This is a genomic window from Amycolatopsis xylanica (genome assembly GCF_900107045.1).
GTDB classification, from domain to species: Bacteria; Actinomycetota; Actinomycetes; order Mycobacteriales; family Pseudonocardiaceae; genus Amycolatopsis; species Amycolatopsis xylanica.
The window spans coordinates 558,935-577,810 of sequence record NZ_FNON01000003.1 but is presented as its reverse complement, the minus strand read 5'-3'; the positions used below and the strand labels follow the sequence as shown (position 1 = coordinate 577,810).

At 68.2% G+C, this 18,876-nt stretch carries 18 protein-coding genes; 13 read left to right on the top strand and 5 right to left on the bottom strand.

Annotated elements, in window-relative coordinates:
• The first annotated feature begins 75 nt into the window (after positions 1–75).
• From BLV57_RS16350 to BLV57_RS16315, 8 genes are read left to right on the top strand one after another with little or no spacing between them, the layout of a single operon-like run.
• On the top strand, positions 76–1,680 hold the full coding sequence (locus BLV57_RS16350; RefSeq protein WP_176968643.1) for a phytoene desaturase family protein: 1,605 nt from the start codon (positions 76–78) through the stop codon (positions 1,678–1,680).
• Positions 1,670–2,002, top strand: a complete 333-nt coding sequence (locus BLV57_RS16345; RefSeq protein WP_091289595.1) for a hypothetical protein — start codon at positions 1,670–1,672, stop codon at positions 2,000–2,002. The genes BLV57_RS16350 and BLV57_RS16345 overlap by 11 nt, the downstream gene beginning before the upstream one ends.
• Positions 1,999–2,520 carry a hypothetical protein gene (locus BLV57_RS16340; protein ID WP_091289594.1) on the top strand — a complete coding sequence of 174 codons (522 nt, stop codon included), beginning with the start codon at positions 1,999–2,001 and terminating at the stop codon, positions 2,518–2,520. The genes BLV57_RS16345 and BLV57_RS16340 overlap by 4 nt, the downstream gene beginning before the upstream one ends.
• Positions 2,517–2,849 carry a hypothetical protein gene (locus BLV57_RS16335; protein ID WP_218134824.1) on the top strand — a complete coding sequence of 111 codons (333 nt, stop codon included), beginning with the start codon at positions 2,517–2,519 and terminating at the stop codon, positions 2,847–2,849. The genes BLV57_RS16340 and BLV57_RS16335 overlap by 4 nt, the downstream gene beginning before the upstream one ends.
• Positions 2,849–3,667, top strand: a complete 819-nt coding sequence (locus BLV57_RS16330; RefSeq protein ID WP_091289593.1) for an SDR family NAD(P)-dependent oxidoreductase — start codon at positions 2,849–2,851, stop codon at positions 3,665–3,667. Before BLV57_RS16335 ends, BLV57_RS16330 begins: the two co-directional genes overlap by 1 nt.
• Positions 3,660–5,117, top strand: a complete 1,458-nt coding sequence (locus BLV57_RS16325) for a pyridoxal phosphate-dependent decarboxylase family protein (RefSeq protein ID WP_091289592.1) — start codon at positions 3,660–3,662, stop codon at positions 5,115–5,117. Before BLV57_RS16330 ends, BLV57_RS16325 begins: the two co-directional genes overlap by 8 nt.
• 14 nt (positions 5,118–5,131) lie before the next feature.
• Positions 5,132–6,229 (top strand): pyridoxal-phosphate-dependent aminotransferase family protein, encoded by a 1,098-nt coding sequence (locus BLV57_RS16320; protein WP_091289591.1) that lies wholly within the window; start codon positions 5,132–5,134, stop codon positions 6,227–6,229.
• A complete protein-coding gene (locus BLV57_RS16315) occupies positions 6,229–7,503 on the top strand; it encodes an APC family permease (RefSeq protein WP_091289590.1) in 1,275 nt (424 codons plus the stop codon). The genes BLV57_RS16320 and BLV57_RS16315 overlap by 1 nt, the downstream gene beginning before the upstream one ends.
• A 5-nt stretch (positions 7,504–7,508) precedes the next feature.
• Here the strand turns inward: BLV57_RS16315 and BLV57_RS16310 are convergent, their stop codons facing one another.
• Positions 7,509–8,642: an aminotransferase class I/II-fold pyridoxal phosphate-dependent enzyme gene (locus BLV57_RS16310; RefSeq protein ID WP_091290406.1), complete on the bottom strand. Its 1,134-nt coding sequence runs from the start codon at positions 8,640–8,642 to the stop codon at positions 7,509–7,511.
• On the opposite strand from BLV57_RS16310, the gene BLV57_RS16305 reads away from it, so the two are divergent.
• Positions 8,641–9,480: a helix-turn-helix transcriptional regulator gene (locus BLV57_RS16305; protein WP_245757345.1), complete on the top strand. Its 840-nt coding sequence runs from the start codon at positions 8,641–8,643 to the stop codon at positions 9,478–9,480. The genes BLV57_RS16310 and BLV57_RS16305 overlap by 2 nt on opposite strands.
• Positions 9,481–9,518: 38 nt before the next feature.
• The gene (locus BLV57_RS16300; RefSeq protein WP_218134834.1) at positions 9,519–10,697 is read left to right on the top strand and encodes an acyl-CoA dehydrogenase family protein; all 1,179 of its coding nucleotides are present in this window, start codon (positions 9,519–9,521) and stop codon (positions 10,695–10,697) included.
• A 191-nt stretch (positions 10,698–10,888) separates the two neighbouring features.
• On the opposite strand, the gene BLV57_RS16295 is transcribed toward BLV57_RS16300, so the two are convergent.
• Positions 10,889–12,436, bottom strand: a complete 1,548-nt coding sequence (locus BLV57_RS16295; RefSeq protein ID WP_091289588.1) for a GMC family oxidoreductase — start codon at positions 12,434–12,436, stop codon at positions 10,889–10,891.
• Between the two features lie 169 nt (positions 12,437–12,605).
• Here BLV57_RS16295 and BLV57_RS16290 point away from each other — a divergent pair, with 169 nt between their 5' ends.
• Together BLV57_RS16290 and BLV57_RS16285 are read left to right on the top strand one after the other, a co-directional pair.
• On the top strand, positions 12,606–13,310 hold the full coding sequence (locus BLV57_RS16290) for a DUF2306 domain-containing protein (protein WP_143047072.1): 705 nt from the start codon (positions 12,606–12,608) through the stop codon (positions 13,308–13,310).
• 112 nt (positions 13,311–13,422) lie between these two features.
• On the top strand, positions 13,423–13,914 hold the full coding sequence (locus BLV57_RS16285; protein WP_091289586.1) for a YybH family protein: 492 nt from the start codon (positions 13,423–13,425) through the stop codon (positions 13,912–13,914).
• Between the two features lie 49 nt (positions 13,915–13,963).
• On the opposite strand, the gene BLV57_RS16280 is transcribed toward BLV57_RS16285, so the two are convergent.
• The 3 genes from BLV57_RS16280 to BLV57_RS16270 all read right to left on the bottom strand — a co-directional run bounded on the left by BLV57_RS16280 (position 13,964) and on the right by BLV57_RS16270 (position 17,578).
• Complete coding sequence (locus BLV57_RS16280) at positions 13,964–15,502, bottom strand: MFS transporter (RefSeq protein WP_091289585.1); 1,539 nt, start codon at positions 15,500–15,502, stop codon at positions 13,964–13,966.
• Positions 15,503–15,529: 27 nt separating this feature from the next.
• A complete protein-coding gene (locus tag BLV57_RS16275; protein WP_091289584.1) occupies positions 15,530–16,819 on the bottom strand; it encodes an activator-dependent family glycosyltransferase in 1,290 nt (429 codons plus the stop codon).
• A 78-nt stretch (positions 16,820–16,897) separates the two neighbouring features.
• Positions 16,898–17,578: an alpha/beta hydrolase gene (locus tag BLV57_RS16270; RefSeq protein WP_091289583.1), complete on the bottom strand. Its 681-nt coding sequence runs from the start codon at positions 17,576–17,578 to the stop codon at positions 16,898–16,900.
• 151 nt (positions 17,579–17,729) lie between these two features.
• On the opposite strand from BLV57_RS16270, the gene BLV57_RS16265 reads away from it, so the two are divergent.
• Entirely contained in the window at positions 17,730–18,815 is a 1,086-nt protein-coding gene (locus BLV57_RS16265) for a DegT/DnrJ/EryC1/StrS family aminotransferase (protein ID WP_091289582.1), read from the top strand.
• Positions 18,816–18,876 lie beyond the last annotated feature (61 nt).

The window sequence follows — 18,876 nt, the reverse complement described above, 5'->3', positions numbered from 1 at the left end:
CGCAACTCTGGACGTGCTCCATCGCAGAGCATCCTCAGAGATGACGCGGGCGTCGCGGCGTCGCACGATGAATCCGTGAGTGACACATATGACGTGATCGTGGTCGGGGCCGGGCACAACGGCCTGGTCTGCGCGGCTTATCTGGGACAGGCGGGCTACCGCGTCGCGGTGGTCGAACGGCGCGACTTCGTGGGTGGCGCCTGCATCACCGAAGAGGTATTCCCCGGGCACCGGTTCAGTACCGCCAGCCTGGTGACCACCTTGTTCCGAAAGGAGATCATCGAGGATCTCAAGCTCGCCAAGCATGGCCTGCGGGTCATGGAGCGCGATCCGTCGGTCACCGCGCTTCTCGCGGACGGGCGTCATCTCAGCTTCCGGACCGATCCCGCGAAAATGCACGCGGAGATCAGCAAGTTCTCCCCGCGTGACGCGGACGCGTATTTCGAATACGGCGCCGCGATGCGCCGGGTCGCCCGCTTCGCCGAGCCGTACGTGACCGGCGCGTCGAGGGCGCCGCTGTTCGAGGACATCCCGGCGCTGAAGTCCATTCTGCGCGCGACGTCCGAGCTCGACGACAAGGACCTGCGGCTGCTGGTCGGCACGCTGTTCGGCAGCGCGCGTGAGGTGCTCGACGAGTGGTTCGAGTCCGAGCCGCTCAAGGTCACGCTGGCCACCGACGGCACCGTCGGCGTCGACGGCGGACCCTCCACGCCGGGCACCGCGTATCTGATGCTCTACCACCAGATGGGCACGACCGAGGACGCGCGCCCGTCGTGGGGCCAGGTCAAGTGCGGGATGGGGAGCATCACGCGTGCGCTGTCCGCCGCCTGTGAAGAGTTCGGAGTGGACATCTACACCGGCAGGGCGGTCAAGCAGATCCTGCTCGGCAGCTGCCCGCGCGCCATCGCCTGCCGCGGTGTCGAACTCGAGGACGGCACTCACATCTCCGCGAAGGCCGTCGTCTCGGCCGCCGACCCGTCGACCACCTTCAACAAGATGATCGACGCCGACATCGTGCCGCCGAGCTATCGCGCCGCGCTGGCGAACCGCCCGCACGCGGGCGTCGCGGGCAAGGTCCACCTCGCGCTCGACCGGCTTCCCGAGGTGCGCGGTTTCGAGGGGTACGGCGAGCATTTCAACGGGACGCTGCAGATCCTGCCGGACATGGATCACCTCGACCGCGTGCACGCCGAGATGCGGGCCGGTATCCCGCCGACGCAGCCGCACGTCGAGTGCTCGATCCCGAGCATCCTCGACCCCGACGTCGCGCCGCCCGGCAAGCACGTCATGAGCATGTACCTGCAGTACCTGCCCTACCAGCCGGCCGGCACGACCTGGGACGAGATCAGGGAGTCCTTCTTGGACAACCTGCTGGCCTACGTCGAGCCGTACCTGCCGGGGCTCACCGCCGCGGTGACGCACCGCAAGCTGTTCGCCCCGCCGGACATCGAGCGCGAGATCGGCCTGCCCGGCGGAAACCTTTACCACGGCGCGATGTCTCCGCTGGACCTGTTCGCCGGACGCCCGGTGGCCGGTTACCCCGACTACCAGACCCCGGTGCCCGGCTTCTTCCTCTGCGGTTCGGGAACCCGGCCCGGCGGTGGCGTGTTCGGCATTCCCGGCAAGAACGCGAGCGAGACCGTGCGCCGGTACTTCATGGAGCGGCGAAATGGCCGGTGAGGGCGAATACGAAGTCGACCTAGGACTGATCCAGTCGATCTCGCTGCCGAGCGACGGGAAGATTCCCGGCGCGCTCACCAGTATCGCGGGTCAGGAGCATTACGACGCCTACTTCCGGCTGGTGCGGCAGCGGCCGGATCTGGCGACCTGGACACAGTCCTGTTTGGACGTCCAGCGTGACGTGCTGGTCGACCTCGAGCGCAGCTCACTGTCCGATGAGGACAAAGTCGCGATACTGGCCGGCTGCGTGGTCACGCTGCACAGCACGCTGGCCGAATGGGTGGCGCACGCGCACGACGATTTCGGGGAGGCAGCGGCGTGAGTGACACCGGGCAGGCCGTGCTCAGGTGGAAGCTGGGGCACCAGCTCTTCCACCTGAACCTGGCGGCGATGAACGGCCTGCTGGTGCAAGCGAGCACCGCGCTGGACAGGTCTCGCTGGCAGGAGCTGGAAGCGGCCTTCCGGAAGCTCACCATCCTCTACGACGCCGCCACCGCGACCATGCGCTACGCGGCGGACTTCGGCGCGGACACCTACGAGCGGGTCATCCGCCCGTCGATGGCGCCGCCGTTCATGACACCGGGTTTCTCCGGCACGCTGAACATCGAACACGAGCAGATGCTGTCCAGGCTCACCACGCTGCGCCGGGGGTTCAAGGCAGCGGATCGCGCCGGGCGCGTGCCTCCGGGCGTGCGCTCCGCCGCCACCAAGCTCTGGTCCGCGCAGTCGCGCAACCGGCGCCACCACATCTTCGTCTGCGAAAAGTTCGTGCCGGAAGGGAAATCCCTGCTGTCCGAGCACTTCCGCCAAACCACGATGCATGAGGAGACAGAGTCATGATCCACGTTCTGGAAACCTGGGAAATCAAGGACGACTTCGCCGACCGCGTGCCCGAGCTGATGCAGAAGATGGACGACCTGGTCGGCCCGCGCGCGCACGAGCACCCGGCCTTCCTCGGCCACGCCACCTTCTACCAGCACGAGGCGCAGCCCACCAAGGTGTGGGTGATGTACCCGTGGCGCAGCCGTGAGGAAGCCGAGGACCTGATCGGCGGCGAGCACCCGCTGCTCGGCGACTTCGAGGCCACCTACTGCACCGGCCCGCGCGAGATCAGCTACCTCAACGAGGTCCCGCACGAGCACGACCACGACGACGACCACGACCACTGATGGAGACACGGCTGGCTGGCACCGACCAGGTCGCGCTGGTCACCGGCGGCGCGCGCGGGATCGGCAGCGCGCTGTGCGAGCGTCTCGCCGAAGAGGGCGCGATGGTCGCGGTCAACTACCGCAGCGACGCCGCGAGCGCGCAGGCGCTCGTGGACCGGTTGCGGGCGTCAGGGGCGCGCGCGGTCATGGTCAAGGCCGACCTGTGCGAGCCGGAGCAGGCCGAGCGCGCCGTGCGCCAGACCGCCGAGGCGTTCGGCTCCGAGGTCTCGATCCTGGTCAACAACGTCGGTGAGTTCGTGCTCGGCGCGGTCGCGGAGACCTCGGCGCTGCGCTGGAAGGCGATCATCGACAGCAACCTGAACTCGGCGTTCTACGCGACCAAGGCGGCGCTGCCCGGCATGCGCTCGCGTGGTTTCGGCAGGGTGATCACCATCGGGCTCGCGCCGGCGCTGGACGTGCGGGGCGCGCCGAACCTCGCGGCGTACACGGTGGCAAAGACCGGGATCGCGGTGCTGACCCGGTCGTTGGCCACCGAGGAGGCCAGGCACGGCATCACGGTGAACTGTGTCGCGCCCGGCCTGATCGACAACGGTCATCTCCCGCCGGAGCAGGCGGGCTGGATGGCGAAGCGGGTGCCGGCCGGGCGGCTGGGCACCTCCGGCGACATCGCCGACGCGGTGGCGTTCCTGGTGTCCGACCGGGCCGGGTACATCTCCGGCGCGACGCTTTCGGTGTCGGGTGGCTGGGACTGGGGTGACCGCCCGGTCGACCACGACGCGGACGTGACCGAACTCTTCGCAGAGGCAGCCAATGTCTGAGGAACCCGGCGACTGGGCCCCGGCCCAGTTCGAGGAGCACGGCAGGGAACTCCTTGCCGTGCTCCGGGAGCATTTCGAGTCGATCCGGCAGGTCCCGGTGACCGTCCCGAGTGACACCGGTGACCTGTCGGCTTCGCTGCTGTCCGAGCTGCCCGAGCAGGGCGTGGACTTCGAGCGGGTGCTGACCGACACCCGTGAGCTGGTCCTGCCGTACCTCGTGCACTGGAATCACCCGTCGTTCCACGGGTATTTCTCCAACAGCGCGAGCTTTCCCGGTGTCCTCGCGGAGACGATGACCGCGGCGCTGAACGTCAACGCCATGCTGTGGAAGAGCGGTCCCGCGGCGTCGGCGCTGGAACGCGTCGTGCTCGGCTGGATCTCGGAAATGGTCGGGTATCCCGAAGACTCCGACTCGGTGCTGGTCAACGGCGCCTCGCTGGCCACGCTGTACGCGCTCGCGGCCGCGCGGGACGCCGCGCTCGGGCCGAGCGTGCGGGTCGAGGGCCTGGCCGGGCGCGATCTCCCGGTGCTGCGGCTCTACACCTCCGACCAGGCGCACAGCTCGGTCGACAAGGCCGCGATCACGCTGGGCTTCGGCACGGCGAATCTGGTCAAGATCCCGTCGGACGACCAGTACCGGATGCGGCCCGACGCGCTGGAAGCGGCGATCTCGGCGGATCTGGCCAACGGGTTCAAGCCGGTGGCGGTGGTCGCCTCGGTCGGCACCACCTCGGTCGGCGCGGCCGACCCGGTCACGGCGATCGCCGACGTCTGCGAGCGCAACGGCGTCTGGCTGCACGTGGACGCCGCGTTCGGCGGGTTCTGGCGGCTGGCGCCGTCGCTCGCCGATCAGGTCGAGGACCTGAGCCTGGCGGACTCGCTGGTGGTCAACCCGCACAAGACGCTCTACATCCCGATGGAGGCGTCGGCGCTGTACTGCAGGCACCGCGGCGCGCTCGCGGACACGTTCCGCCTGGTCGCGGAGTACCTGAAGTCCGCGCAGGACGAGCACACCGTCGACTACATGAACCTGACCCCGCAGCTGGGGCGGAGTTTCCGCGCGCTGAAGCTGTGGTGGGTGATCAGGACGTTCGGCAGGGCGGGGCTGGCGGAGCGGCTGGAGCACAGCGTCCAGCTGGCGAATTGGCTGCGCGAGGCGGTCGCCGAGGAGCCGCTGTGGCGCGTGCCGGTCGACTCGATCTATCCGCTGGTGTGCCTGCGTTTCGAGCCCAGCGGCGACCGGGAGGTCAACGACTGGCTCAACGCCGAAATCGTCGAAGAGGTCAACGCTTCGGGCGAGGCCTTCATCTCCCACACGGTCATCGACGACGGATACGTGATCCGGGTGTCGATCGGCAACATCCACACCACGCGCGCCGACGTCGAACGGCTGTGGCGCGCACTACGCGAAATCGCCGCCCGCAGGTTCGCGATGCCGAGGGCGGCCTGACCTGAGAGGCCGAAATGAGTAACGCGCTGGCAGCGGTCGAAGGCGGCCACGGCGGGATCCGGCATTTGATGATCCCCGGCCCCTGCCGGTTGCATCCGCGCGAACTCGCGGTGCTCGGCAGGCAGATCGAGCCGCATTACGGCCCTGCCTGGATGGCCGATTTCGCCGCCGTGCACGAAGATCTCGCGCTGCTGCTGGGCGCGGACCGCACGTATCTGCTGCCCGGGTCCGGCTCGGCCGGGCTGGACGCCGCGATGTTCAACCTGTTCGAGCCCGGCCAGCGCGTGGCCGTGGTGAACTCGGGCTACTTCGGCAGCAGGCTCGTCGACATCGCGCGGGCGCACGGGCTCGACGTGCGTGTCGTCGAGTGTGTGCCGGGCGAGCCCGTCGACCCGGCGCGGATCGATCTCGGCGGCTGCGACGGCCTGGTGGTCACCCACGTGGAGACGGCGACCGCGGTCCGGCATCCGATCGAGGAGCTGGCGAAGCTCGCGCACGCGTCCGGCGCGGTGCTGCTCGTCGACGCCATCGCGGCCGCCGGCGGTGAGCACATCGACATGCGCGCGATGGGGGTCGACGCGCTCGTTTCCGCGTCGCAGAAGGGACTCGGCGCCGCGCCTGGTCTCGCCGTGGTGGCGCTGTCCGACGCGGGCAAGCAGCGGGTCGACGCGCGGTCGGTGCGCCCGCCCACCTGGTACCTCGATCTCGCGAGATGGGAGCACGCGGCGACCGAGGACGACTGGGAACCCACCCCGGTCACCATGCCGACCAGCCTGATCCAGGTGCTGGCGAGCAGCCTCCGCCGGATTCACACGGTCGGCAGGGAGAACTGGGTCGCCCAGCGCGCGCAGCTGCGCACGGAATGCCGCGATGGCTTGCGGCGCCTGGGTTTCGACGTGGTCGCCGCCGACGAGCACGCGGCGAACCTGGTGGTCGTCGCCCGGCACCCGCGCGCGAACGAGCTGTGCGACCGGCTGCTGGACGCCGGCGTGATGATCGCGGGCGGCCTCGAGCCGTTCGCGGGTGAGACCTTCCGCGTCGGGCTGGTCGGCACCTCCGCGAACCGCAAGCTGATCGAAACGCTCCTGCACGAGATCGAGAGGATTCTCTGATGACCACCACCCTGGAACGGTCGATGGGCGTGTCCGGGCTCGTCATCCACTACGTGACCTCGGTGGTGGGGGTGGGCATCCTCATCCTGCCGGGGCACGCGGCCGCCGAGGCGGGGCCGCTGTCGTTGCTCGCGTGGGCGCTGCTGATCCTCTACTCGTACCCGCTCGCGCTCACCTTCGCGCGGCTGTCCGCCCAGTATCCGAGCGCCAGCGGTATCGCCTGTTTCGTCAGCACCGGCATCGCGCCGCGGGCGGGCCGCTGGGTCGGGGCGTTCCTGGTGCTGTCGCTGCTCATCGCGAACCCCGTGCTCGGGCTGGCCGCGTCGCGGTATCTGCTGAACATGTGGGATCCCAATCCCAGTGACCTGAAGGTGGTCGTGCTGGGCTTCGCGATCATGGTCGGCTCGGTCCTGTTCAACCTGTTCGGGGTCAAGACGAGCAGTTTCGTGCAGGGCGCCGTGCTGATCGCGCTCGTCACGTTCCTGGTCGTGGTGATGGCGATCGCCATGCCGAGCGCGGACAGCGCGAACCTGACGCCGTTCGCGCCACATGGCTGGTCGAGCGTCGGCGCGGCGCTGATCGTGTGCTTCTTCGGGTTCATCGGCTGGGAGAACGCCGCGCCCGTGGCCGAAGAGGTGGTGGACCCGCGCCGGACGTTCCGGAAGGCCATCGCGCTGGCGGTGTTCGTGATCGGGTTCCTGTACCTGACGATGGCCGCGACGATCGTGCTGGTGGTCCCGCCTGGCGCCGCGGAAGGCAGTCAGATCACCGCGTTCACGACGCTGCTGCGGATCGTGAGCGGGGAGACGCTGGCGCGGGTCGGCGGCATCGTCGCGGTGGTGCTGTTGCTGCTCGCGACGAACGCCTGGGTGCTCGGCACCTCGCGGATGGTCTATTCGTCGGCCAGGAGCGGCCTGCTCCCGGCGGCGCTGACGAAGGTGTCCGCGCGCCGCAACGTCCCTTACGTCGCGCTGCTTTCGCTGATCGCCGGGTACGGCGTGCCGGTCGGCCTGCTCGTGCTGACCGGCAGCAGCGAGGAGCGGCTCATCACCGCGACCTCCGCGGCGTTCTTGCTGATCTTCCTGGTCACCTTCGTGGCCGCGCACCGGCTGCTGACCGGGCGCGCCGCCCGGCTGTGCAACATCGGCGTCGCCATCGGCGCGGCGGCGATGCTGCCGTTCTTCGGCACCAGCCTGATCTACGCGGGAGTGCTGATGCTGCTGGCTTTGGCGATGGTCTTCCGAAAGAACGCCGCCATTCAGTGCTGTTGTTGACGCTGTTATTGACGCTGTTCGATCCAGTCCGCCCATGCCCCCAAAGCCGCTTTCGGGTCACTGCGCCCGACGCCGACCCGGAAGCGGTCGGTGGGCACGGGGGTCAGCTCTGAGACGTACAGGCTGGCGGGCAGCAGCAGGACGCCGGCCTCGGCGACGAGGCCGGCGCACATGGCTTCGACGCCGTCTTCGCCGAGATAGCGCGGGAAAGTGACACAGCCGCCCTTCGGGGGCTGCCACTCGAACAGGTCCGGGTAGCTCGCGAAGAAGGCGTCGAACTGCGGCACGTTCTCGGCGATGATCTCGCGGTTGCGTTCCAACAGCCGCTCTTTGGCGTTCAGCGCGATCAGGCCGAGCACTTCGCTCAGCGTGGAGTTGCAGATCGACGCGTAGTGCTTGGCGCGTTCGAGGCGTTGAAGCAGCGCGCGGTCACGGCACGCGATCCAGCCGATGCGCAGGCCGCCGAGCCCGTAAGCCTTGGAAAGCACGTTGAGCGACAGCGCGGTGTCCGAGAGGTCGGCGGCCTGCGTCAGCGTGGCTTCGCGGTCGAGCTCGACGCCGCGGTAGACCTCGTCGCTGAACAGCCGGATCCCGCGGTCGGCGGCCAGGCGCACCAGCCGGTCCCAGGTGGCCTTGCCGGGAATGGTGCCGGTGGGGTTGTTGGGGAAGTTGACCGAGATGACCTTGGTGTTGGGCCGGATCGCGGCCTCGAGGGCGTCGACGTCGAGGCGCCAGTCGCCGTCCGGGTCGAGCGCGATCCCGGTGACCTCGCAGATCGACAGCGGGATCGTTTCGGCCGCCTGGTAGTTCGGGGTGATGACGATCGCGTGGTCGCTCGCGTCGAGCAGGACGTGCATCGCGAGGTTGAGCGCTTCCTCGGCGCCGGCGAAGCAGATGACGTCCTCGGCTTCGAGGTGGTCGTACGTGCCCGCGATCGCGGCGCGGAGCTCGGGCAGGCCGTAGGTCTCGCCGTAGCCCAGGTCCATGTTCTCCCAGCGCGCGCGGTCCTCGTCACTCGCCATCGCGAGCAGTTCGGCCTTCGTCACCGTCTGCGCGTCCGAGGCGGTGAGGTGGTACCGCGCGACGAACTCCCACGTGGAGAAATACGACTCCAGCCGGAACTCGGGAAGTGTAGGCATGGCGCAAGTCTTGACGGCGCCGCCGCGCCCCGCGTCTCCGAGCGTGCTCACCCTCGGCGCATGCGAAACGCATATGCGTTTTCATGAAGCGCACGCTGGAAGAGGCCGACAGCACCTGGCGATACTCGAAGGCATGAATCTCTCGGCTGTCACCGCCGTTGAGCGGGCTATCGGAACGATGCGGGAAGAATACTCGACGCCGCTGACCGTCGACGATCTTGCCCGCTGCGCGATGTACAGCAAGTTTCATTTCTCGAGGATGTTCCAGCGGGTCACTGGAATATCGCCCGGCCGCTATTTGTCGGCGGTCCGGATCGAGCAGGCGAAACGGCTGCTGGTCTCCACCACGCTGAGTGTAGCGGACGTGACCAACCAGGTCGGCTTCAGCGGGGTCGGTTCGTTCAGCACCAGATTCCGTTACAGCGTAGGGGTCACGCCGTCACGGTACCGCCGGATGGACCCACCGCCGTTCGTCGGCGGGTGCGGCGGCGGCTGCGGTGTCGTCCGCGGCAGCCTGGCGTGGAACGGGGCATTCCCGGCTTTCGTCGGCCTGTTCTCCGGCCGCGTTTTCGAGGGGGTTCCCGCCCGGCACGTCATCATGGAACGGCCGGGGGAATATGTGCTGGACGGTGTTCCCGCGGGGAGCTGGTACGTGCTGGCGCATTCCATGCGGGGAAATCTGCTCGGCGGCACCGGGCAGGTGCAGATCGGCCCCGAAAGTGATCTCCGCGTTCCCGAAATCCGGCTGCGCGCCAGGCGGATCGCGGACCCGCCCGCGCTGCTCGCGCTGCTGGACGATTCAGCAAGGGAAGAGGAGCCCGCGGCGCTCGCTTGCTGAGAACCTCGAAGTACTTTGACGACCGGTCCGAGGAGTACATTGTGGAAACACCGTCGGAGCAGGAATTCGTGAGCCGCGCCTCGAACCTGGTGCCGTTGCTGAAGGCGAACGCGGCCTGGACAGAGGAAAACCGGAAACTGCACCCCGAGTCACTCGAAGCGCTGACCGACGCGGGCTTCTTCCGGATGCGCATCCCGAAGCGCTACGGCGGCCACGAGGTCGGCCTGCGTACCCTGTCCGAGACCGTCACCGAACTCGCGCGCGGCGACGGCTCGACCGCGTGGACCGCGAGCGTCTGGACGATCAGCACCTGGATCGCCTGCCTGTTCCCCGACGAGGTGCAGGACGAGATCTTCTCGACCCCCGACGTCCGCGTCTGCGGCATCCTCAGCCCCACCGCGACCGCGACGCCGACCGCGGGCGGCTACATCGTGAACGGCAAGTGGACGTTCAACTCCGGCGCCCAGCAGAGCCACTGGAACACCAACTCCGCGATCCTGCTCGACCCCGACGCCGACGGCCCCGAGCCGATCATGACGGCGATCCCGTTGAAGGACCTGGAGATCATCGACGACTGGCACACCTCGGGCCTGCGCGGCACCGGCAGTGTCAGCACGGTCGCGCAGGACGTGTTCGTCCCGGCCGAGCGCGTGCTGAAGATGGGCCCGGTGCTGCACCAGAAGTACTCGTCGGTCAAGAACGCCGATTCCCCGATCTTCCAGGCCCCGCTGCTGCCGACCGCCTGCGCCACGGTGAGCGCCATCGCGGTCGGGCTGGCGAAGGCGGCCAAGGAGAACTTCTTCGAGCGGCTCCCCGGACGCAAGATCACGTACACGGACTACACCAACCAGTCCGAGGCGCCGCTGACCCACCTCCAGGTCGCCGAGGCCACGATCAAGGTCGACGAGTCGAGCTTCCACGCACTCCGCGCGGCGGACCTGGTCGACGCCAAGACCGCGTCCGGCGAGGAGTGGACGCTGGAGGAGCGCGCCCGCGTCCGCCTCGACCTCGGCGCCACCTGCCAGCGCGCCAAGGAGGCCGTCGACATCCTGGCCACCGCCAGCGGCGGCTCGTCGGCGTACAGCTCGGTGCCGATGCAGCGCATCGAGCGCGACATCCGCGTGGTGAACCTGCACGCGGTGATGCATCCGAACACCAACCTCGAGCTCTACGGCCGCATCGCGTGCGGCCTGGGTCCGAACACGCACTACCTGTAAGCGGTCGTGAGTGGTACGGCCGGTTCTAACCGGGCATACCACTCACGACCCCCACGCTGAGGCCCCCTTCACCACCCCGCCGGCGGTGAAGGGGGCCTTCGCATGCTCAGACCGGCCCAGAAAAGCCCGAAAGCCACTTTCGTCAGGTTGGACCTGGCGAAAGTGGCTTTCGGGCTAGTGGCAGCGGCGACCTAGGCGGTGGCCTTGCGGATCAGGTCCGCGGCCTTCTCGGCGACCGCGATGGTCGGGGCGTTGGTGTTGCCGCGCGGGATCACGGGCATCACCGACGCGTCCGCGACGCGCAGGCCGCCGACACCGCCGACGCGCAGCTCCGTGTCGACCACCGAACCGATCGCGCAGGTGCCGACCGGGTGGTAGATGGAGTGGGTGAACTTGCGGATGTAGTCGGTCAGGTCCGCGTCGGACTCCGAGGCCGGCGGGCGGTACGGGTTCGAGGTGTACTCGCGCAGCGCTTCCTGGCGCGAGATCTCGAGGCCGATGCGCAACGCGGCGATCGCGTCGGTGAGGTCTTCGGGCTCGACGAAGAAGTTGTGCTGGATGCGGGGCTTGGTCGTCGGGTCGTCCGAGGCGATGGTGACGGCGCCGCGGCTGCGCGGGGTGAGCATCGACGGGCCGAAGGTGAGCGCGTGCCCGGTCGGCATGGCGAGGCCGCTGTCGATGAACATGACCGGCGCGGACAGGTACTCGACGTCCGGGGCGGGCAGGTCCGCCCTGGTGCGGACGAAACCGCCGGTCTCGGGGCCGTTGCAGGTCAGCGGGCCGCGGCCCTGCTCCATGAACTGCTGGAAGTTCTCCGGCGCGCCCGCGGCGATCATGCTGATCGGGTGCTCGTGCGTGAACACCAGCGGGATCAGCGCGTGGTCCTGCAGGTTCTGGCCGACCAACGGCTGGTCGACGACCACCGGCACGCCCAGCGGGCCGAGCAGCGCGGCCGGGCCGATGCCCGAGTGCATCAGCAGCTGCGGCGAGTTGTAGGCGCCGGCGGCGAGGATGACCTCGCGCTCGGCGCGGATGGTGATCTCCTCGTCGAGGCGCTGGCCGACGACGCCGACGGCGAACTCGTTCTCGATCAGCACGCGGTGCACGTGGACGTTGGTCTCGACCGTGAGGTTCGGGCGGCCCAGCGCGGGGTGCAGGAACGCGGTGGAGGTGCTCGCGCGGCGCCCGTCCTTCTGGGTCAGCTGGAAGTAGCCGAAGCCGTCCTGCGAAGCGCCGTTGAAGTCGTCGTTCGCGCCGTAGCCCGCCTGCACGCCCGCCTCGACGAACGCGGTGGACATCGGGTTCTGCGAACGGTTCTCCGAGACCGAGAGGGGGCCGCCGGCACCGTGGAACTCGGACTCGCCGCGTTCGTTGTCCTCGGAGCGCTTGAAGTAGGGGAGCAGCTCGTCGAAGGACCAACCCGGCTGGTCCCACGCGTCGTAGTCGAGCCGGTTGCCGCGGATGTAGATCTGGGTGTTGATCGAGCTCGTCCCGCCCAGCACGCGGCCACGCGGCAGGTAGATCCGGCGGCGGTCGAGGAACGGCTCGTCGTGGGTGTCGTAGTCCCAATCGACGTTGGTACGGAACAGTTTCGAGAACGCCGCGGGCACGTGGATGTTCGGCGAGGTGTCCGCCGGACCGGCCTCGATGAGGCAGACCTTCACGTCCGGGTCCTCACTCAGTCTGGCGGCGAGCGCGCAGCCCGCCGATCCCGCTCCGACGATCACGTAGTCGTACATCTGCTCCTCCTTGGATGCGCTTGGCAGTAGCCAGAATATGAGCGCACGTCAATTCCCTCCCACTCCTGTAGTGCACTGTTTGCGCACGATGAAAGAGGAATTCGGGCATCGCGGCACATAGCGTGTCTGCAACGAGGGATTCGCCTGGATTTGAAGCTGGGGAGTGATCATGACGCAGACGCCGGAACAGATACGGCCGATACCGCGGGTGGCGGAAAAGGCGCGAGCGCGCTTCTTCCGGCCGTGGATGATCCCCCTGGGGCTGCTGGTCGCGGCCTTCATGTTGATGTATCTGCCACGGTACCTGACGGGTGACCCGGCGCAGTCGCTCATTCCGATCAATGAGCGCTTCCGTTTGCACTATCCGTTGCTGATCGGTCACATCGCCACCGGCACGATCGCGATCTTGACCGTCTGCCTGCAGGTGTGGGCGTGGCTGCGCGAGCGGCATCCGCGCGCGCACCGGATCAGCGGCAGGCTCTACGTTTTCGCCGGTATCGGCCCGTCAGCGGTGCTCTCGCTGGTGATCGTGCCGTTCGGCATCCTGACCGGGCTGAGCGCCATCGGGTCCGCGCTGTGGGCGGTGCTGACACTGGGGGTCACCGCCGCGGGCTACGTCACCGCCAGGCGGCGGCAATGGGACCGGCACCGCAAGTACATGCTCTACAGTTTCGCGCTCGCGACGAGCATTCTCACCGGTCGGTTGTTCTTCACGGGCGCCTGGTATGCCGTCGCTCCGGTGTTCCCGGAAGACGAAATGGCCGTGCTCGCCATCGCCCAGTTCGCGGGTTTCTGGCTGAACTGGCTGGTCAATATCGCACTGGTCGCCTGGTGGCTGCGCCGGTCGGCGAAAAAGGCGGTGCTCCCCGGCTGAAGAGCACCCAGAGTCACCACCTGGCGCCGACGGAGGAATCATCCTCCGGCGGCGCTTTGTGGCGGAAAGAAAAGGAAAACGGTCAACCCCCAACCGTATTCAGGAGAACTCCATGAGGAAATTCCGGAAAACCGCCATAGCGGCCGTGCTGCTCGGCGCGACCAGCCTGCTGACCGCGCCCGCGCGGGCCGGAGCCCAGCATCAGTCCTACGACCCGGTCGCCGCCTGCCGTACCCAGTTCGACCAGGTGAAGCAGGCCTACAACGACGCCTTCGACGCTCGTGACGTCAACCGCTTCGCCGAGTTCTTCCGTGAGGACGCCACCAAGGTCGACCCCGACGGCACCATCCAGTACGGCAAGGCCGCGATCAAGGAGCTGTTCGCCGGCCTGTTCTCGATGAACTTCACGTCGTCGTTCCCGGTACTGAAGGAGGTCGTCGACTGCAACACCGCACTGGTGCTCACGAACGCGACGCTGACGTTCCCCGACGACCACTTCCAGGAGACCTTCATCAGCTCACAGACCTACACCCGCGACCGCTGGGGCCGCTGGCGTGTCCTGATCACCATCAGCGCGAACCTGCACACGACCGAGCTTCCCTAGCCCGAAAAAGGGCTCCCACGGCGCGTGGGAGCCCTTTTCCGGTTGCGGGTCAGGCGACTTCGACGGCTTCCGTCTCGGTCTCCGCCGACGGCTCCGGCGCGCCGACCCGCCGCAGCAGGGACGCGGCGAGTGCCGCCAGCACGACGCCGATCCCGGCGCACACCAGCGCGACCGTGGTCAGGCCGCTGGTGAACGCGGTCCGCGCCGCGGTGAGCACGGCGCTTCCGCCGTCGGTGACAGCCGAGATCGCGCCGGCCAGAGTGTCCTTGGCGGCGTCGGGAGCGCCCGCGGGCAGGGTGTCCGCGATCTCACTGCGGTAGACGGCCGTGCCGACCGCACCAAGGATGCCGACGCCCAGCGCCACACCGAGTTCGCTGGAGGTCTCCGACATCGAGGCCGCCGAACCGGCCTTCTCCTCCGGTGCCGCGCCGATGATCAGCTCGGTGCCGAGCGAGGCCATCGGCCCGAACCCGAAGAACACCAGCGTCATCCCGATCACCAGCGTCGCCAGCCCGGATTCCGCGGTCACCTGGGTCAGCACCAGCGCGCCGATCGCCAGTATCACCGCGCCCGCGCTGACGATGTAACCGGGGCGGATCCGTTGGGCCAGCGCGGGTGCGTACATCGCACTGGCCACAGTGGCCAGTGCCGACGGCACGGCCCAGAGCCCGGCCTGCAGCGGCGAAAGGTTCTCGACCATTTGCAGGAACTGGTTCGCGAACAGCCCCACCCCGCCCATCACGGCCGGGCCGAGCAGCAGCATGCCGAGCGCGCCGGAAAACGCGGGGAACTTGAACAGCCCGACGTCGACGTGCGGGTTGGCGAGTTTGCGCTGGCGCAGCACGAAGATCACGCCGACCACGAGCCCGGCGGCGACGATCGAGAGCTGCGAGAGGCCGGCGCCGTCGTGCGCGATCTCCTTGATGCCGTAGATGACCGGCAGGATCGTGGCCAGTGAGAGCGCCACGCTCAGCAGATCGAGCTTGCCACCGTTGGGATCGCGGTACTCGGGCAGCAGCTTGGGCGCGGCGATCACCAGCACGATCATCACCGGGACACCCAGCAGGAACACCGAGCCCCACCAGAACCACTGCAGCAGCACGCCGCCGACCACCGGGCCGAGCGCGGTGCCCGCCATGAAGCAGCTCATCCACACGCCGATGGCCTTGCCGCGCTCACCCTCGTCGGTGAACATGGTGCTGATCAAGGCCAAAGTGGACGGTGCCAGCGTCGCGCCCGCGATGCCGAGCAGCGCGCGGGTGACGATCAGCATCTCGGCCGAGGACGAGAAAGCGGCGAGCACGGAGGCGATGCCGAACGCGGTGGCGCCGATCATCAGCAGCCGCCGCCTGCCTATCCGGTCGCCCAATGTGCCCATGGTGACCAGGAACCCCGCGGTCATGAAGGCGTAGATGTCCATGATCCACAGGATCTGGGTGCTACTGGGGTGTAAGTCCTCGCTCAGCTTCGGCAGCGCGAGATAGAGCACGCCGAGGTCGATCGCGAGCAGCAGTGTCGGCAGTGCGAGCACCGCCAGCCCCAGCCATTCTCGCCGGCCTGCGGTCGTCGCCGCGGGGTCCGAACTCATCACGGGTTCCTTTCTGTTGGAGCGTTCCTATCCGTTCTTGCGATGCTCCGCGGTGAGCCGCTCCAATTGCGGAACGATCTCGTTGGGGCTCGGCACGCTCAGCTGGTCGATGCGCAAACGCTCGGCGGCGCGCTTGTAGGACGGGTCGTCCAGCACCTTGGCGAGGTCCGAGCGGAGCTTTTCCGGGGTCAGCTGGTCGGAATCGCCGACGTAGATGCCCGCGCCGCGCTCCTCGAGCAGGTTCGCCTGCGAAACCGGCGCCCACCACTTCTCGTGCCAGTACGTGCCGGGCACGATGAGCTGTGGCACGCCGTGCTCGATCGCGGTGCCGAACGTCCCGGTGCCGCCGTGGTGCACGATCGCCGAGCAGGTCGGCAGCAGCGCGCCGAGCGGCACGAACTCGACCGGGCGCACGTTGTCCGGCAAGCGATCCAGCGACGCGAGCTGCTTGGCGCTGAACGTCGCGACCACCTCGACGTCGAGGTCCGACACCGCTTCCAGCAGATCGGCGGTGGAGGCCTCGATGCCGTGCGACTCGCGGTGCGAGAAGCCGAGTGTGAGGCAAACCCGTTTGCGCTCAAGGGGTTCGTTGACCCAGTCGGGCACGATCGCCGGGCCGTTGAACACCACCTGGCGCACCGGCACGTAGTGCACGCCGGTGTTCTTGGGGTGGAACAGCGACTGCGGCGCGGGGTCGATCGTCCACTGGCCGAGCGCGATCTCGTCGTCGTAGGTGTGGCCGTGGCGCTCGAGTTTCGGGCCCAGCCAGGTCTTCATCGGGTCTTCGATGCCTTCGGCGTCCCGCTTCTCGACGAACTTGGCGTGCACCTGGGCCATCGCGTCCACACCCCACAGCAGGCGGGCGTGCGCGGCGCCGGTGACGCGTGCCGCGATCGGGCCCGCGAAGGCGAGTGTGTTCCAGATGATCAGGTCCGGCTTCCAGGCTTTGGCGTAGTCGATCAGCCCCTCCCACATCCCGTCCGGGGTGAGCATGGGGAAGAAGTCCTCGGCGAGATGGACGAACTCGGCGGGCGGGTCCTCCCAGCCGTAGTTCGACTGGTGCGGCTTGACGCGGTTGAGAGGGTCGGCGTCCGACGCGGTCTTCTGCTCGGGCTCGGCCTCGGCCAGGTCCTCTTTGAGGTGCGGCATCAGCTCGCCGATCGGCGCGGCCGCCAGCCCGATCGCGGCGACGTCCTCGGCCAGGTCCGGCGGGATGGCGACGCGCACGTCATGTCCGGCCGTGCGCATCGCCCACGCCAGTGGCGCCAGGATGTAGACCTGCGACTTGTTGAGACAGGTGGTGAACAGGACGCGCATGAAGGTCCTCCCAAGGATGCTTTTGGTGCATCTGTCAGGGTTTCAGCCCATTCGCGCGGCCTGCATCTCTCCAGCTGCTCAGTCGGTGTACGACTCCAGCAGTGCCGCGATTTCCTTCGGCTTGGACAGCGCCGCGCAGTGGCAGGCCGCGACCTCGTCCGGGGTGATGTTCAGGCGTTCCTTCACCAGCTTCTGGAAGAACGCCGGCGGGAAGAACCGGTCTTCGGTCGCCAGGATGAACTTCGTCGTGATGTCCGGCCACTTCTTCAGCGGCCACGGGTCGTTCATCGCCGACTCGGACTGCCCGCGCTCCTTGCTCATCGCCTGCTCGGCGAGTTCGCGGGGAACGCCGTTGTAGAAGCTGACGAACGGGTCGGGATTGCCGGTGAGGCCGCCGTCCTGCTTGGCCGCCTTCGCCGACGCCGCGCTGTAGCCGGTGTTGCCCCACCAGTCGTTCGTGGTCTCGCCGGGTGCCGGGATCATGCCGGCGAGCAGCACGATCACCTTGGCGGACAGCCGCTCTGCCACCAGCGGCGCGACGATGCCGCCGAAGGAGTGCCCGACCACCACGACGTCGCCGTCGCGGTCACCGACCGCTTCGACGACGGAGTCGACGTAATCGGCGAGGCCCGCGGAGTCGTCCTCGATGGGAAGGTCGGGTGCCACCGTGTCGTGCCCGTTCCCGCGCAGCTCCGCTTCCAGCAGGTGCCAGGCCCAGCCGACATCACCGGCGCCATGGATCAACACATATGTGGTCATCGTCTCTGCGTTTCCTTACAGTTGGTTACTCAACGTGACGATTTCACCATAGCGCGCATTTGGCGTACTTCGTCCCAGAAACATCCTTTCTCGCATGAGCTCCGCATTTTCGAAGATGTCCGCCCATAGACGGCGGGGACATCCTTCTGGCATGAACGTTCCGTTCCTCGATCTCCGCGCGCCCTATCTCGAACTGCGCGCGGAGATCGACGACGCGGTTTCCCGGGTGCTCCGCTCCGGCTGGTACCTGCTGGGACCGGAGGTCGAGGCGTTCGAAGCCGAGTTCGCGGCCTACTGCGGCGCGGACCACTGCGTGGCGGTCAACAGCGGCGGCGACGCGCTCTCGCTGATCTTGCGCGCACTGGGGATCGGCGCCGGCGACGAGGTGATCGTTCCGGCCCATACGTTCATCGCGACCTGGCTGGCCGTGTCGGACACGGGCGCCACGCCGGTCCCGGTCGAGCCGGACCCGGTGACGTTCACGATGGATCCCGCGCGTATCGAAACCGCGATCACGCCCCGCACACGCGCGATCCTGCCGGTGCATCTGTACGGGCACCCCGCGGACCTCGACGCCGTGCGCGCCGTCGCGGACCGTCACGGGCTGGCCGTGGTCGAAGACGCGGCCCAGGCTCCTGATGCTGTCTACAATGGACAGCGCATCGGCGCTTCACCGTCCACTGTGGCCTTTAGCTTCTACCCGGGCAAGAACTTGGGCGCGTTGGGTGACAGTGGCGCGGTCGTGACGTCGGATCGCGGGCTCGCGGAGAAGGTCCGGCTGCTGCGCAACTACGGCTCGCGGGTGAAGTACCAGCACGAGGTGCTCGGCACGAACTCGCGGACCGACGAGATCCAGGCCGCGGTACTGCGCGTCAAGCTGCCGTTGCTCGACGAGTGGAACGCGCGGCGGGCTCGGGTCGCGGAGCGGTACTTGGCCGGGCTCAAGGGGTCGGACCTCGAACTGCCTCGCGTCGCCTCGTGGGCCGAGCACGCTTGGCATCTGTTCGTGGTGCGTACTTCGGACCGGGCCGCGGTGGCGGCGCGGCTGGAGGCGGCGGGCGTGGGCACGCTCGTGCACTACCCGGTCGCCGTGCACGCCTCGCCCGCCTACGCTCCGCTCGGCCTGGGCCCGTTCCCGCTCTCGTCGCGGCTGGCCGACGAAGTGCTCAGCCTGCCCATCGGCCCCCACCTCACCGACGACCAAGTCCACCACGTGATCGACGCCCTGGGCTCGTGAGCTGGAGCTCGCGTCACGGACCGGGATAAAGCGGGCTTTATCCCGGGAAAAGCACCCGGGA

Bases quoted from the DNA above. Each gene is read 5' to 3' on its own strand.
- BLV57_RS16345 (WP_091289595.1), top strand. From the start codon at position 1,670: ATGGCCGGTGAGGGCGAATACGAAGTCGACCTAGGACTGATCCAGTCG.
- BLV57_RS16335 (WP_218134824.1), top strand. From the start codon at position 2,517: ATGATCCACGTTCTGGAAACCTGGGAAATCAAGGACGACTTCGCCGAC.
- BLV57_RS16330 (WP_091289593.1), top strand. From the start codon at position 2,849: ATGGAGACACGGCTGGCTGGCACCGACCAGGTCGCGCTGGTCACCGGC.
- BLV57_RS16325 (WP_091289592.1), top strand. From the start codon at position 3,660: ATGTCTGAGGAACCCGGCGACTGGGCCCCGGCCCAGTTCGAGGAGCAC.
- BLV57_RS16320 (WP_091289591.1), top strand. From the start codon at position 5,132: ATGAGTAACGCGCTGGCAGCGGTCGAAGGCGGCCACGGCGGGATCCGG.
- BLV57_RS16315 (WP_091289590.1), top strand. From the start codon at position 6,229: ATGACCACCACCCTGGAACGGTCGATGGGCGTGTCCGGGCTCGTCATC.
- BLV57_RS16305 (WP_245757345.1), top strand. From the start codon at position 8,641: ATGGCGCAAGTCTTGACGGCGCCGCCGCGCCCCGCGTCTCCGAGCGTG.
- BLV57_RS16310 (WP_091290406.1), bottom strand. From the start codon at position 8,642: ATGCCTACACTTCCCGAGTTCCGGCTGGAGTCGTATTTCTCCACGTGG.
- BLV57_RS16295 (WP_091289588.1), bottom strand. From the start codon at position 12,436: ATGTACGACTACGTGATCGTCGGAGCGGGATCGGCGGGCTGCGCGCTC.
- BLV57_RS16290 (WP_143047072.1), top strand. From the start codon at position 12,606: ATGACGCAGACGCCGGAACAGATACGGCCGATACCGCGGGTGGCGGAA.
- BLV57_RS16285 (WP_091289586.1), top strand. From the start codon at position 13,423: ATGAGGAAATTCCGGAAAACCGCCATAGCGGCCGTGCTGCTCGGCGCG.
- BLV57_RS16280 (WP_091289585.1), bottom strand. From the start codon at position 15,502: ATGAGTTCGGACCCCGCGGCGACGACCGCAGGCCGGCGAGAATGGCTG.
- BLV57_RS16275 (WP_091289584.1), bottom strand. From the start codon at position 16,819: ATGCGCGTCCTGTTCACCACCTGTCTCAACAAGTCGCAGGTCTACATC.
- BLV57_RS16270 (WP_091289583.1), bottom strand. From the start codon at position 17,578: ATGACCACATATGTGTTGATCCATGGCGCCGGTGATGTCGGCTGGGCC.
- BLV57_RS16265 (WP_091289582.1), top strand. From the start codon at position 17,730: ATGAACGTTCCGTTCCTCGATCTCCGCGCGCCCTATCTCGAACTGCGC.